This window comes from Bacillus sp. JH7, from assembly GCF_001563515.1.
GTDB classification, from domain to species: Bacteria; Bacillota; Bacilli; order Bacillales; family Bacillaceae_G; genus Bacillus_A; species Bacillus_A cereus.
This window is the reverse complement of record NZ_LPUS01000001.1, coordinates 553,506-567,994: the sequence shown is the minus strand read 5'-3', so window position 1 is coordinate 567,994 and position 14,489 is coordinate 553,506. Positions and strand designations below refer to the sequence as shown.

The following is a 14,489-nucleotide window of genomic DNA, read 5'->3' as shown; positions in this document are numbered from 1 at the left end:
TAACGACCAACATATATACTAATTTTCCCATTACATTATGATACATCTTATCATCATAAACTAAAGGAAACAACGAGCTTTTTTTGTCATGTTTTGACTAAAAAAAGTAGGTGATTTCCCATCACCTACTTTAATTCCTACTCATTCAATAAATAATGCTTTCCTTTTACTAAATAAAAGACATTTTCAGCAATATTTGTAATATGATCTGCTACACGCTCAATATATCTCGCGACAAATGATAATTGTGTAATTTGCGTAATTGCTTCTGGTTGTTCTGGAACCGAAGATATAAACTCACGAATTGCTTTTCCATATATTTCATCAACGGAATCATCCATTTCAGCAATTTGTTTCGCAAAAGTTAAATTTTCTTGTTCATATGCTTCTAACGCTAAATGCAACATCTCATTTGCAACCGCAAACATTTCATCCAGGTTGTGCAAACTAACAGCCACTTCTTTTTCCCCAAGACGAATTGTAGCCTTTGCAATATTAACAGCATGATCTGCAATACGCTCTAAATCTGTCGCTGTTTTAATTGAAATAAAAATCCTTCTTAAGTCACTTGCTACAGGTTGCTGCTTCGTAATGAGCATAAGCGCAAGATCGTTTATTTCCTCTTCTAAATTATCCATGCGGTAATCACCATCAATGACCTCTAACGCTTTCTCTACATCCCTTGTATGCAGACCTTCCATAGCAATCAATAAAGCCGCATTTGCTAATTCTCCAAGCTCGATCACCTTTTGCTGTAACGCTTTTAAATCACCTTGAAACTGTTCTCTTACCATTTTTCTTCCCCCTCAATATTATGTGCCATTATATAAAAGTGAAACTTTAATCAACCCTCATCAATCGGGATTTGATAGGCAGCAAGATCCCCTCCCTAACTTCTTTGCTTTCGCTAAATTTTAAGGTGGGGGTCTTACTGCCCGCAAATAGCGGGGTAAATCTCCTACATAGCCTCTTGCGCTTGTAATAAACCTTAAGATAAGGAGAAGTATTAGTTCTCTATTAACAGTAAGATAAAATAAGAAATGCCCTCTGTTAAGAGGGCATTTGCTCTTAGCTTTGAAACGATATCAACCAAAGCGACCTGTAATATAATCTTCTGTACGCTTATCTGAAGGAGTCGTAAATAATTTGTTTGTATCTGTATACTCCACAACTTCCCCGCTTAAGAAGAAAGCTGTTTTGTCTGAAATACGCGCTGCTTGTTGCATATTATGCGTTACGATAACAATACTAAAATCTTTCTTTAGCTCTTGAATTAATTCTTCTACTTTTAATGTTGAAATTGGGTCTAATGCCGATGTTGGCTCATCCATTAAAATAACGTCTGGCTCAATAGCTAAGCAGCGTGCGATGCATAGACGCTGTTGCTGTCCACCAGATAAACCGTATGCATTATCGTGCAAACGATCTTTTAACTCATCCCAAATCGCTGCTCCACGTAAACTTTTTTCAACAATTTCATCTAATGTCTTTTTGTCACGAATACCATGGATTTTTGGACCGTATGCTACATTCTCATAAATAGATTTTGGAAATGGATTTGGCTTTTGGAACACCATTCCTACATGCGTTCTTAATTCTTCAACTGGATATGATTTATCAAATATATTGCGTTCTCTATATTCAATTACACCTGTAGTTCGAACAATCGGTACTAATTCTACCATGCGATTTAATGTTTTTAAGTAAGTTGATTTACCACAGCCACTTGGACCGATAATGGCTGTAACTTCATTCTCATGAATACTTAAATTAATATCTTTTAAAGCATGGTCTTCCCCATACCATAAATTTAAGTTTTTCGTATCAAATACTACCTTCTTTGGCGCAGTCTCGATTTTCTCTTCGTTTTTCACCTGTACATTTACTACTGTTGCTACCATTTGAATTCCCCTTTCATCCACTTCCAACTTATTTTCGATTTCGTAACCATAAAACAAATATATTAATAAATAGCAACAAACCTAACAAAACAATCATCCCAGCTGCTGCTACATACTGAAATTCTTCTTGTGGCCTACTCATCCAATTAAAAATTTGAATTGGTAGAACTGTAAATCTATCAAACATACTAAATGGAACATAATTTGCAAACGCAAGTGCCCCAATAACTAATAGTGGTGCAGCTTCTCCAATTGCTCTTGATATCGCTAACGTACAGCCCGTTATAATCCCTGGGAAAGCATATGGCAATACAATTTGATACATCGTTTGCCACTTCGTAGCACCTAATCCGTAAGAACCCTCTAATAATACACTTGGTACTGATCGAATTGCTTCTTGACTCGCCACAACAACTGTTGGTAAAACGAGTAAACTCATCGTCAGCGCTGCTGCAACTATACTCTCTCCTAAATGAAGAGCATATACAAAAATAGTTAAACCAAGCAATCCAAATACAACGGATGGTACTCCTGCTAACGTTTGATTATTAATCTCTATTATTTTTTTAAATAGAGATTCCTTCGCATATTGCTCTAAATAAAGTGCTGTTCCAACTCCAAATATAAAAGAAACAGGTATAACAATACTCATAAATAATATTGTCCCTGACAAAGCTGCAGCAATACCAGCTTCTTTCGGATTACGTGAAGCGAAATTTGTAAAGAAATCTATTGAAAGATAACTTATACCTTTTTCAACAATTTGAAACAGTAACAAAAACAAAATTACGATTGAAAATAAAATTGCTATATAAAATAACAATTTGTAAATTCGATCTTTTAAAAAGCGTGATGCCATGTTTTTTTGTATTTTTTTATGATTCAACATTCGCATATTATGTCATCCTCCTAAAACGGCGCATAATAGACTGCGAAATGATGTTCATAATAAAGGTAAACAAAAATAACGTTGCACCTACAGCATACATGCTGTAATACGTAATCGTTCCATGCGGAGCATCACCTAAACTTACTTGCACAATATAGGCTGTTAACGTTTGAATTGAATGTGTCGGATCAAGCGATACATTTGGTGTGGATCCTGCTGCAATTACAACAATCATCGTTTCACCAATTGCACGAGAAGCCGCTAATATAATTGCTGCCATAATCCCTGTAAAAGCGGACGGAAACACCACTTGTTTTACCATTTCAAACCGCGTCGCTCCGAGTGCTAATGAAGCTTCTTTCGTCCCTTTCGCCACAGCTCTCATCGCGTCTTCAGATAGAGATGCAACGGTAGGCATCATCATAAATCCGATAACGATTCCTGGACTAATCGCATTAAAAAACTGTAAATCTGGTATAAGCCTTTGTAAAAGCGGCGTAACAATTGTTAATGCAAAAAAACCATATACAATTGTCGGGATACCTGCTAATAGCTCTAACATCGGCTTTAATATTTTCCGTGCACTATTTGAAGCATATTCGCTTAAAAATACGGCACACGCTAAACCGATAGGAATTGCTACAAACATAGCAATTGCAGTTATAAGGAACGTTCCACATATGAGTGGTAATATACCGAATTTAGGGTCTTCAAAAAATGGTAACCATTCTTTCTCCGTCAAAAAGGAGTATAATGATATTTTTTGAAAAAACATGATTGTTTCATTAGAGAGCGTAAAAACAATTCCAAGTGTCGTCACAATAGAAACGCTAGCAATTATTTTTAGTAATAAAGGCACTATTCGATTGATTCGCTGCGTTTTTTTTCTTTGTTTTGTATTTCTTTCAATCAAATGTTGTACAGAAAATGTAATTTGACTTTTGTCATTATGAGCCAAAGATGAAAACCCCTTTCCACCCTGACATTACCTTTTTATTTCTGTTAACATACGCAGCTGTTCATTGTATTTTTCTTTTCGTAATTTTACATACCCGACCTCTTCAGCGAGGTTACCGACATGCTGAATCATAAACTCAACATAGTTTGCTACATTCATTTTATTTCGGATAGATGCATTATTCACATAAGCAAGTAGCGGCCTAGATAACGGCTTATACTTACCTGATTGAATGGTCTCTTTCGTCGGAAATACACCATTTACTTTTATTGCTTTCACCTTATCTCGATTAGCCATATAATAAGCATATCCTACAAAAGCAATGGCATGTTTATCATTCATTACCCCTTGCATAATAACTTGATCATCTTCAGACAAAGAGACTTTTTTTATAATGCGATGATTTTGTAAGATGACATTTTGAAAATAATCATACGTACCAGAGTCTACGCCTGGTGCATAAAACTTCACTTGTTCACGTGGCCATGTTGAATGAATTTGTGACCATCGCTTCTCTCTTCCATCTTCACTCCAAAGTAGTCGTAACTCGTCTACTGACATATCGTCTACCCATGTATTATGGCGATTCACAACAATCGTAAGACCGTCGTTAGCAACCTCAAAAGGTGTGAACTGAATAGAGTTTTTCTTCATTTCATTTTTCTCGACTTGTTTCATTACTCTCGAAGCATTATTTATATCTACTTCTCCTTTACTGAAACGATTAAATCCTCCCCCAGTTCCAGAAATACTGATGGAAATTTTCACGTCTGGATGCACCTTTGTATATTCCTCCGCTACTGCTTCTATAATAGGAAAAACCGTTGAGGATCCATCAACTCTCACTTCTCCCGTATCATTTAAAGCAAATGCAGTAGACATTTCAAAACAGAGGAACCATATTGATAATACGAAAATCTTAATCGGTGTACGCATCCATTTCACGTGTTCTTCCTCCTAGAAGTAACCGGAAATAACAGGATTACAGATATAAGAATACTGCTAAACTATTAATTCGGTTTTAATTGTTTGTAAAAGTTTTGTAAAGTTCCACAAAAATCAACATACGATACAATTTTAATTCAGTAGTAGCTATTCATTTCCTCTGATGATTTCCCTATAAAATATTTATCCCCTATCCCACCATATACAAGTATCATTTATAGGGCCGCGTTTTTTCAATGTTGTATACTTGTCCACATTTATTACACGATATGCATAAACCATAAAAAAAAGCACACTATCTTTTCATATAGTGTGCTTTTTTACAACTTTTTTATTCATCATCTTGATCTTTGTTTTTATTGTCTTTATCATCTTTTGGAGCTTCACCATTTACTTCTTTGTTTTTCAAATCAAAGTAAGCGTCCATAATTTCACGACCAATATATCCATTAATACCAGTCTTATCATCATGTACCCATGGAACGACAACAGAGAATGCTACTTCTGGATCTTCAAGTGGCGCATAACCTACTAATGTTAAGTTATATGTTTCCACACGTTCACCTTTTGCATTTCTACCAATCTCTTTATCTCCACCATACACAGTTTGAGCTGTACCAGTTTTCCCAGCAGCTTTATATTTTGCACCTGTAAAGTACTTTGTAGCTGTACCACCTGAATCATTATACACTTGTCTAAATCCTTCTTGAACGCGTTTAATTTGCGATTCCGGCATATCAATACGATTTAATACTTTCGGTTCCATAGATTGAACAACTTTCCCAACTTCATCTGGTTTCACTGCCGGTTGACGAATTTCTTTTACAACTTGTGGTTGCATACGATATCCGCCATTGGCAATCGTCGAAATATATTGCGCTAATTGAAGCGGTGTATACGTATCATACTGTCCAATTGATAAATCTAGTAAGAAACCTGGTTGACTACTTCTACCCATCTGACCAGCAGATTCATTCGGTAAATCAATTCCTGTTTTTACACCAAGTCCAAACTGTCCGAAATAATAACGCATCGTATCAAATGCTTTTTGAGGTATATCTAACGTACCACCTCTCACATACTGAACACCGGCGATATTCATCGCTGTTTTAAACATATAAACGTTAGAAGACATTTTTAAAGCTGTAAGGTCATTAATATATCCCATCGTTTTCCAAGACGACTTCGTAGGTGTACCTTTTAATTTAATTGGTTCATCCAATTGTACTGCCCCTGGTTGAATCGCACCAGTTTGATATCCAGTAAGTACTGTTGCACCTTTTACAGTTGATCCCATCGGATAAGAACTTGTCATGGTACCTAATGCAAAGTCATTTACTTTCGTTTGGCCATCTTCGTTAACTAATTGTTTCCCCGCCATAGATAAAACTTCACCATTTTTTGGGTTCATCATTACAACAAATGCGCGATCTAAAAGAGGTTCGCTTCCTTTAAACCTCATTAAATTCTTCGCAAGAATATCTTCCACGCGCTTTTGTAATTCCATATCAATTGTTAAGTTCAGGTCATTACCACTTTGTCCTTTTGATACATTAATCGTTTCTAAAATATTACCGTTTTTATCTGTAACATTTCTAACTTCTGCTTTCGTACCGTGCAGACTATCTTCATACTGTTGTTCAAGATAACTTTTTCCTACTCGGTCATTTCGATTGTAATCACGAACAAGATAGTAATCTAGTCTTTCTCTCGGTAAGCCTTCATCAGATGTCGACACCCCACCAAGTACACTTCGGAATAAATCATCGTACGTATATTTTCGCTCCCAATCAACATTCGTATCTACACCTGGTAATGCTGCTAGGTTTTCACTAATAATCGAATATTCCTTTTCTGTAGCATCCTTTTTAATAACTTGAGGTGTCATTGCATATCCGCCGTCCATCTTACTCTTAATCGCTAGTATTTCTAGATCTTTTGCGGATAATTGATTAATCTCTTCTTCTGTTACACGACTTCGCTGACGCTCGTCTAATTCTTTATCATCAATTTTTTTATCTTTAAACTCTTGACGATCTTTATTCGTAATTTTTTCTTTAGCTTCCTCTTTATGCATAGCAAGCCAATAATCTTTTTTATCGCGATCTGTTAATTTATCTGTCGGTACTTCAATCAAATCTGCTAGCTTTTTCGCTGTTTCTAAGCGATCCTCTGCAGTTGATCCCTTCATTTTTGTAAATGTAATAGTACGAATGGCTGCATTATCTACTACAGGTCGCCCATAACGGTCAAATATTTTCCCACGCGGTACAGGATTACTTATCGTTGAGTTTTCTTTCTTCTCCACTTCATTCTTATATTCTTCACCGCGAACAATTTGTACATATCCGAGCCTTACAATAACCGCGGAGAACATTAAAAACACGCAGAAAAACAACACGTTTAATCGAAAAGGAACGTGGGTCTTTTTCTTATTTTGCTTCTGCTTCTTGCTCATACAAACCCCCTCTACCAACAGCTATGTAATGTGAAAGGGACACCCTCATACAGGTGTCCTCACTGCTGTCTTACATCTTTTTCTATTCTAGCATAAAACAAACGAGAAGTTAACCTTCTGGTTCAGTTTGGTTTTGCGCGTTCTCTTGCGTTACAACACTTGTTTTACTCGCATTTCCCTCATCATATTTGACATTTTTAACTGCAAAATAAATAAGAAAATGTCCAGCACCTAAAATACATAATAAGTAAGGTAAACTTTTTTCAGGTGGAAAGAATAGTACAGCACATAAAAAACTTAAAATGGAACAGATTCTTCCGGCGTTTAACCATAACTCCCGAACAACGACATATTCCACACGCCATTCTCTCGCATTTTTCGCTCTACCAATTACGTCATATGTCATTGATCCGTACGGAACAAGTAAAATAGGATATGCAATCGCAATACATGCCGCATAAATAAGTAATTTCGTGTATGTAACATTGAAAATAACTAAAAAGACGACAGCATATAAAATAATGCCCCCAAGTAAAATTGCTTTTTTTCGCCACTCCTTCTTTAACATACGAGCAACTAAGTAATAACATACAAAGGATACAGCAGAGTTCACTAAACTGTATTTCCCTAATGCGAACTCACTATTAGTTGCTAAATAAACATATACTGAAATGACAAAAATAAACGTCCCTTCTCTCAATCCTTGGAAAAAATGAGCTCGTGTAATCTTTCCCCAATTTTTATCAATCCGTCGTTCTTTCAATACTTGCACGATTTCATAACGCCCTTCACATTCTCTTTTAGATAAAAAGAAGCTTAAGACGACAGCAATTGCAAATAGAACTAATGAAAGAAAGAATATAACAGTATAGCCACTCCATTTCTCCATACGTGAAATTGTGTATCCTGCTGCTATTGGTCCAATCATCCCAGAGAAGGATGTAAGAAGTCCAAGAAACCCATTAAAGAAATCTCTTGTTTCTGGTTCTGTAATTTCAAATGTCAATAAGTTAAAAGCCAACCAGTAAAAACCGTATCCTACTCCTAAAAGAGCCCCCATTAATAGAATATACTGAGAAGCACTTTTCCCTGCTACTAAGACAACGATAAAAAAAATTGCGAGCGTTCCTACCCCTATTCGTAATAAAATCGAGCGATCGATACGTTTCGCTAATTTCCCCCCTACAAGAAATGTGAGAGGCTGTAATACCACGCTGGCTAAATTATACAAGCCAAGATTCACATAATTTTGTGTTTGTTTCCATAAATAAATATTTACAAACGTATTCGATAAAGAAATTGCGAGCGTGTATAAACCTCCTATAAGGAGCAATAACACTAAATCCCGATTCACTTCAACGTCACCAATTATATGTTTCCATTTCATACACAACTCTCCTTTACTTCATGTTCTAGTCTTCCAAAGACAAGCCCAATTATGTAAAAGGAAAGCATAGAAAAAAGCTAGGGGCTCTCCCCTAGCTTTTTCTATATTTGTTACAATTATTTTGCTTCTTGGTAACGTTTTTCAGCAGCGTTCCAATCTACAACGTTCCAGAATGCACCGATGTAGTCTGGACGACGGTTTTGGTAGTTTAAGTAGTAAGCATGCTCCCAAACATCTAAACCGATAACTGGCGTTTTACCTTCAGTTAAAGGAGAATCTTGGTTTGGAGTGCTTGTTACTTCTAACTCACCATTGTTTACTACTAACCAAGCCCAACCAGAACCGAAGCGAGTTGCGCCAGCTTTTGCGAATTCTTCTTTGAATGCATCGAAGCTACCGAATTTTGCTTCAATTGCAGTTGCAAGTTCACCTACAGGTTGTCCTCCGCCGTTTGGAGATAGGATTGTCCAGAAGAATGTATGGTTAGCATGTCCGCCACCATTGTTACGTACTGCTGTACGGATTGCTTCTGGTACTTCGTTTAAGTTTGCAACTAATTCTTCTACGCTTTTGTCAGCTAATTCTGCATGACCTTCTAAAGCAGCGTTTAAGTTTGTAATGTACGTGTTGTGATGTTTTGTATGATGGATGTTCATTGTTTCTTTGTCAAAGTGAGGCTCTAAAGCATCATACGCATAAGGTAAATTTGGTAATTCGTGTTTTGCCATTGTTATATTCCTCCCAGTTTATGTATTGCCACTTAAGTGACATACAACTTCATTCTACCCTAATTGCCATAGGGTGCAAACAAATAAATCACATTGTCTTGCTATCATTAAAGTAGCAAAATTCCCACTTCTTTTCAATTAAAATGCTCATATATTCCGTAAAAAAAGCTTCCTTCTACAAGGAAGCTTCCTGCTAACATAATAAACATGTGAAATGGATATGGACCCTGTAGGACTCGAACCTACGACCGGACGGTTATGAGCCGTCTGCTCTAACCAGCTGAGCTAAGGGTCCACAATTATGTATGTAACAACATATCAAATAAAGGAATTCCTATCGGATATGCTCTTTAAGAAATGTAAGATAAATTTACCATATAGAAAAGAAAAGTGTCAATTGTATTTTTCTTATTTAAAAGAAGAAAGTTAATAAAAGAAATTTAGTTATCTCCACTATATGTAAATATAATATATCTTGAGATTCTCTAGATTACTACGTTACAATGATTTTATACATACATAAAGGAAGTGAATCTATGTCCATATTTACCCAATTCGTAAAAAGCATATACTCGCCTAAAGATATGGCGCTATTCCGTTTTCAAAAAATCGGTAAAACCATTTTGTATATTATGCTACTTTGCTTAATTACTACTATTCCAAGAACTTTTTTGTACGGTAGTTTTATCCAAGATGGTGTAAGCATGGTAAATCAAGTCATCGATAAAGATTTACCTGATTTTAAAATTGAAAATGGCGAACTAAAAGCCGATATTGATCAACCTATTGAAAAAGAAGAAGGAAATGCACTTTTCGTATTTGATCCAAATTCAACAGACCTAGAAAAATATCAAAATAAAACAGGTTTATTTGTTTTAAAAGATAAAGTAGTCTCTATGGGAAATGGTCAAATACAAACATATTCTTATAACGATTTGTTAGGTGCATCTCTTGAGAAAAAAGATCTACAAGAATTTATTTCTTTATTCGATAATATTTATCCGATTTTATTATTTGTTATTGGATTCTTAGTGTACCTATTCCAATTATTCATTACTTTTGTAGGCGTGACTTTACTTGCGTTCATCGGTTCTGCTATGAGCGGTCAACGTAAACTATCCTATAAACAAGTTTGGACACTAACTGCATACAGCTACACAATTCCAACAATCTTCTTTATGATTATGGACGCATGTAAAATTGTCGTACCTGGATCAACATTCATCTATATCGCAGTTGTTTTAATTGTTCTGTACTTAACGATTAAAGAAGTTCCAAAACCGAAAGAAAAATAAGAACGAAAAAAATGCCTAAATAGGCATTTTTTTTTTTGGACAAGCATATATTCCTAGCAAAGGAGTGAAGAATATGAAAAGATTAGGTATATTCCTATTCGTGCTTGTTCTCGGTTATATATTTTATTACGATATAAAAATCGGTACTTTACCGATGTTAAGTTCATATAAAAAAACAACTGCTGCTCAAACGATTAAAAAAGAAAACACAGACAGTCAACAAAATAAAGAGAACAAAACAGAAAAAGAAACAGATGTATCTTATAAAACAATTGAAGTAAAAACTGGTGAGACAGTTCTTTCTATTACAGAACAAATTAACAAGAAAAAAATTCCTTCCATAGAAAAAGTCATTGACGACTTTAAACAATTAAATAAAAGTACATCTGCTACAAAAATACAAATTGGAAAGTCTTATAAATTCCCCTTATATCAATAAGCTATCACTTAATCCTTGTCAATTACATAAAGGCGCTGATACAATAGTAAAAGTGAAACCGAGTACTTCGGTTTCTATAGCCCTATATCACGTATACTATCATTGATATGAGGGACTAAATAAGAAACTTCTTTTATAAGGAGAGCGATCTATTCGTGAATGAAATGACTCATCGTACAAAAACACGTCCAGTTAAAGTCGGTAATTTAACAATCGGCGGTAATAATGAATTAATTATACAAAGTATGACAACAACAAAAACACATGATGTTGAAGCAACAGTTGCTGAAATTAAGCGTTTAGAAGAAGCCGGCTGTCAAGTCGTCCGCGTTGCCGTTCCAGATGAACGCGCAGCAGATGCTATTGCTGATATAAAAAAACAAATCAACATTCCACTTGTTGCTGATATTCATTTTGATTATCGCCTTGCTTTAAAAGCAATTGAAGGTGGCATTGATAAAGTACGTATCAATCCAGGTAACATTGGTCGTCGCCATAAAGTAGAAGCTGTTGTAAATGCAGCAAAAGAGCGCGGTATTCCAATCCGTATTGGTGTAAACGCTGGTTCATTAGAGCGTCACATTTTAGAAAAGTACGGGTACCCAACTGCAGATGGTATGGTTGAGAGTGCGCTACATCATATTAAAATTTTAGAGGACTTAGATTTTCACGATATTATCGTATCTATGAAAGCCTCTGATGTTAACTTAGCAATTGAAGCATACGAGAAAGCTGCTCGTGCTTTTGATTATCCATTACATTTAGGTATTACAGAGTCCGGAACATTGTTTGCCGGAACTGTAAAAAGTGCTGCTGGTCTTGGAGCAATCTTAAATAAAGGCATCGGAAATACACTACGTATTTCATTAAGTGCTGATCCAGTTGAAGAAGTAAAAGTTGCTCGTGAACTATTAAAATCATTCGGTCTTGCGTCTAACGCAGCAACACTTATCTCTTGTCCAACTTGTGGTCGTATTGAAATTGATTTAATTAGCATCGCTAACGAAGTGGAAGAATACATCTCTACACTTCAAGTACCAATTAAAGTTGCAGTACTTGGTTGCGCTGTAAATGGTCCTGGTGAAGCTCGTGAAGCTGATATCGGTATTGCCGGTGCACGTGGAGAGGGATTATTATTCCGTAAAGGGCAAGTCGTTCGTAAAGTACCAGAAGAAACAATGGTAGAAGAACTGAAAAAAGAGATCGACGTAATTGCTGCTGAAATGGCTGCTGAGCGAGAAAAAGAAAAAGAGACACAAGAACAATAAAAAGAAGGTTGCCACAATATTTGTGAGCAACCTTCTTTTCTACGTAAAAAAGCTCGTCAGTTTAACCGACGAGCTTTTACTTTGCACATTTTGGACAACGACCATATATTTCAAACTTATGACCCGTTACTTCATAACCGGTAAAATCTTTATTCATAAAATCCATTGGGCAGGAAGTAATCTCTTTCGTTCCCCCACAATCCAAACAAATAAAATGATGATGATGTTCCATAATAGAACAAGTAAAACGAAAATGTTTTTCACCATTTAATTCCGTTTGTTCTAAAACACCAATCTCAGCAAAAACTGTTAAGTTACGATAAATCGTATCAAAACTAAGCCCTGGATAATCGTCCTTCATATGCTCTAAAACGTCTTTCGCAGTTAAATAACGATTATGTGCTGCAAATAATCTGAGCATCTCTTCTCTTTTTCCAGTATGTTTGTATCCTTTTTCTTTCATTAGGCGTAAAGCTTCTGTTAGATTCATACCTATCCCTACTTTATGCAGTTTTTTTCTTCTTCCATAAAATCGCACCGATTAAAATAAGAACTGCTATCATAACAATTGTACCACCTGGCGCTAGATCAAGTTGATACGAAGCAAACATTCCACCAATTACTGCAATTTCACCGAATAAAATGGAAAAGAAAATTGTTTGTTTAAATCCTTTAGCAATACGAATACTTGCTGCAACTGGTAACGTCATTAATGATGATACAAGAAGAACCCCCACTACACGCATTGATACTGCAATGACAAGAGCAACTAATATAATGAAAATAAAGTGAATCCATTTCGCTCTTAAACCAGTTGATACTGCGTATTCCTCATCAAATGATAATAGAAACAGCTCTTTATATAATAAAATAATTGTCGCAACAACAACAATTGCTACAATACCAATAATAATTAAATCTGTACTTGTTACAGCACTGACACTACCAAATAAATAACTAAATAAGTCTGTGTTAAATCCATTTGCAAGTGAAATGAAAATAACTCCAACCCCCATCCCTGCCGAAAGGATAATTGGAATTGCTAATTCTTGATAGTGCTTATATACAGTTCGTAACTTTTCGATTAGTAGCGCTCCACCAATCGAGAAAATCATCCCCATATATAAGGGGTTTAAAAACCCACCTGTAAAAATGGTTTTTTCAAGTAATAAACTTGCTGCAATACCCGATAACGTCACGTGACTTAATGCATCCGCAATAAGAGATAAACGACGAATAACAACAAACACACCAATTAGCGGTGCAACAAGTCCAATTAAAATACCTGCGTATAAAGAATTACGTAAAAAGTCATATTGTAAAAAATCTTGTATCATTATATCCTCCCGTGATGCTCATGTTCGTGTTCTAAACGATGAACATGATGTCCATATAAGACGGACATTTCTGCATCTTCTAACTCTCGGAACTTCTCTACATTTCCATGGAAATGTAGATGTTGGTTTAGGCATGCAACATGTGTTACTTTTTCAGTAACAGCTCCCATATCATGAGTAACAAGAATTAATGTGATCCCGAGCCTTTTGTTTAAATCCTCTAATATTTCGTAAAAACTTTCCACATTTTTTACATCGATTCCAACAGTAGGCTCGTCCAAAATAAGCAATTCAGGATCACTAACGAGCGCACGAGCAATAAATACACGCTGTTGCTGTCCACCAGAAAGCTCTCCAATGTTACGACCTTGAAACTCACTCATCCCTACATCAGCAATTGCTTTTTCTACCTTTTTCTTATCCTCTTTTGTGAAAAAGCGAAAAAGCCCTTTTTTCGAAACAAGTCCCATTGACACAACTTCAGAAACAGTTGCTGGAAAACCAGAATTGAAACTATTTGCCTTTTGGGATACATAACCAACTTTGTTCCATTCCTTAAACTTCTTACTATCAACGCCAAACACGCGAATGCTTCCTTCTTTTGGCTTTAAAACACCTAATAAACACTTAAGTAGAGTTGATTTACCTGAACCATTCGGTCCCACTAAACCTAAAAAAGCTCCCTTCGGAACTTGCAAATTAATATTTTCTAACACATTCCGATCTTCGTATCGGAATGTTAAACCTTCAATTTCTAATATATTATTCATAGCATCTCACCTATTTTAATTCAGAATGATTCCGATTTATATCTATTTGAATTATAGTACAGCTTATTATAGTTGTAAACCAATCTGCCTAAAATATATCTATTTTTTCAAGAA

Annotated in this window: 14 protein-coding genes and 1 tRNA gene; 3 read left to right on the top strand and 12 right to left on the bottom strand. The window is 35.7% G+C overall.

Annotated elements, in window-relative coordinates:
- Positions 1 to 137: 137 nt before the first annotated feature.
- The 9 genes from phoU to AU379_RS02990 all read right to left on the bottom strand — a co-directional run bounded on the left by phoU (position 138) and on the right by AU379_RS02990 (position 9,561).
- Entirely contained in the window at positions 138 to 794 is a 657-nt protein-coding gene (gene phoU / locus AU379_RS03030) for a phosphate signaling complex protein PhoU (protein ID WP_000251240.1), read from the bottom strand.
- A 291-nt stretch (positions 795 to 1,085) separates the two neighbouring features.
- Complete coding sequence (gene pstB, locus AU379_RS03025) at positions 1,086 to 1,901, bottom strand: phosphate ABC transporter ATP-binding protein (RefSeq protein ID WP_000226681.1); 816 nt, start codon at positions 1,899 to 1,901, stop codon at positions 1,086 to 1,088.
- 28 nt (positions 1,902 to 1,929) lie between these two features.
- Positions 1,930 to 2,796 (bottom strand): phosphate ABC transporter permease PstA, encoded by an 867-nt coding sequence (gene pstA / locus AU379_RS03020; protein ID WP_001242557.1) that lies wholly within the window; start codon positions 2,794 to 2,796, stop codon positions 1,930 to 1,932.
- A 1-nt stretch (position 2,797) separates the two neighbouring features.
- Positions 2,798 to 3,748 (bottom strand): phosphate ABC transporter permease subunit PstC, encoded by a 951-nt coding sequence (gene pstC / locus AU379_RS03015; protein ID WP_000940912.1) that lies wholly within the window; start codon positions 3,746 to 3,748, stop codon positions 2,798 to 2,800.
- Positions 3,749 to 3,775: 27 nt separating this feature from the next.
- Entirely contained in the window at positions 3,776 to 4,693 is a 918-nt protein-coding gene (locus AU379_RS03010; RefSeq protein WP_061138950.1) for a PstS family phosphate ABC transporter substrate-binding protein, read from the bottom strand.
- Between the two features lie 331 nt (positions 4,694 to 5,024).
- Entirely contained in the window at positions 5,025 to 7,151 is a 2,127-nt protein-coding gene (locus AU379_RS03005; RefSeq protein WP_061138949.1) for a penicillin-binding protein 2, read from the bottom strand.
- 109 nt (positions 7,152 to 7,260) lie between these two features.
- The gene (locus AU379_RS03000; protein ID WP_000871385.1) at positions 7,261 to 8,538 is read right to left on the bottom strand and encodes an MFS transporter; all 1,278 of its coding nucleotides are present in this window, start codon (positions 8,536 to 8,538) and stop codon (positions 7,261 to 7,263) included.
- 116 nt (positions 8,539 to 8,654) lie between these two features.
- Positions 8,655 to 9,266, bottom strand: a complete 612-nt coding sequence (gene sodA, locus AU379_RS02995; protein ID WP_001052031.1) for a superoxide dismutase [Mn] — start codon at positions 9,264 to 9,266, stop codon at positions 8,655 to 8,657.
- Between the two features lie 221 nt (positions 9,267 to 9,487).
- Positions 9,488 to 9,561 (bottom strand) — tRNA-Ile (locus AU379_RS02990).
- Between the two features lie 241 nt (positions 9,562 to 9,802).
- Here AU379_RS02990 and yqgB point away from each other — a divergent pair.
- From yqgB to ispG, 3 genes are all read left to right on the top strand, one after another.
- The gene (gene yqgB, locus AU379_RS02985; protein WP_000021899.1) at positions 9,803 to 10,561 is read left to right on the top strand and encodes a protein YqgB; all 759 of its coding nucleotides are present in this window, start codon (positions 9,803 to 9,805) and stop codon (positions 10,559 to 10,561) included.
- Positions 10,562 to 10,634: 73 nt separating this feature from the next.
- Positions 10,635 to 11,000 carry a protein YqfZ gene (gene yqfZ / locus AU379_RS02980; RefSeq protein ID WP_000825416.1) on the top strand — a complete coding sequence of 122 codons (366 nt, stop codon included), beginning with the start codon at positions 10,635 to 10,637 and terminating at the stop codon, positions 10,998 to 11,000.
- A gap of 164 nt (positions 11,001 to 11,164) precedes the next feature.
- Positions 11,165 to 12,268, top strand: a complete 1,104-nt coding sequence (gene ispG / locus AU379_RS02975) for a flavodoxin-dependent (E)-4-hydroxy-3-methylbut-2-enyl-diphosphate synthase (protein ID WP_153577907.1) — start codon at positions 11,165 to 11,167, stop codon at positions 12,266 to 12,268.
- A 76-nt stretch (positions 12,269 to 12,344) separates the two neighbouring features.
- Here ispG and AU379_RS02970 read toward each other — a convergent pair whose 3' ends face one another.
- Genes AU379_RS02970 through AU379_RS02960 form a run of 3 tightly spaced genes read right to left on the bottom strand, consistent with a single transcriptional unit; the run spans position 12,345 to position 14,375 of the window.
- Positions 12,345 to 12,758, bottom strand: coding sequence for a Fur family transcriptional regulator (locus AU379_RS02970; RefSeq protein ID WP_001054516.1), 414 nt, complete (start codon positions 12,756 to 12,758; stop codon positions 12,345 to 12,347).
- A 13-nt stretch (positions 12,759 to 12,771) separates the two neighbouring features.
- Entirely contained in the window at positions 12,772 to 13,605 is an 834-nt protein-coding gene (locus tag AU379_RS02965; RefSeq protein WP_000613815.1) for a metal ABC transporter permease, read from the bottom strand.
- Positions 13,605 to 14,375 (bottom strand): metal ABC transporter ATP-binding protein, encoded by a 771-nt coding sequence (locus AU379_RS02960; protein WP_001059662.1) that lies wholly within the window; start codon positions 14,373 to 14,375, stop codon positions 13,605 to 13,607. Before AU379_RS02960 ends, AU379_RS02965 begins: the two co-directional genes overlap by 1 nt.
- Positions 14,376 to 14,489 lie beyond the last annotated feature (114 nt).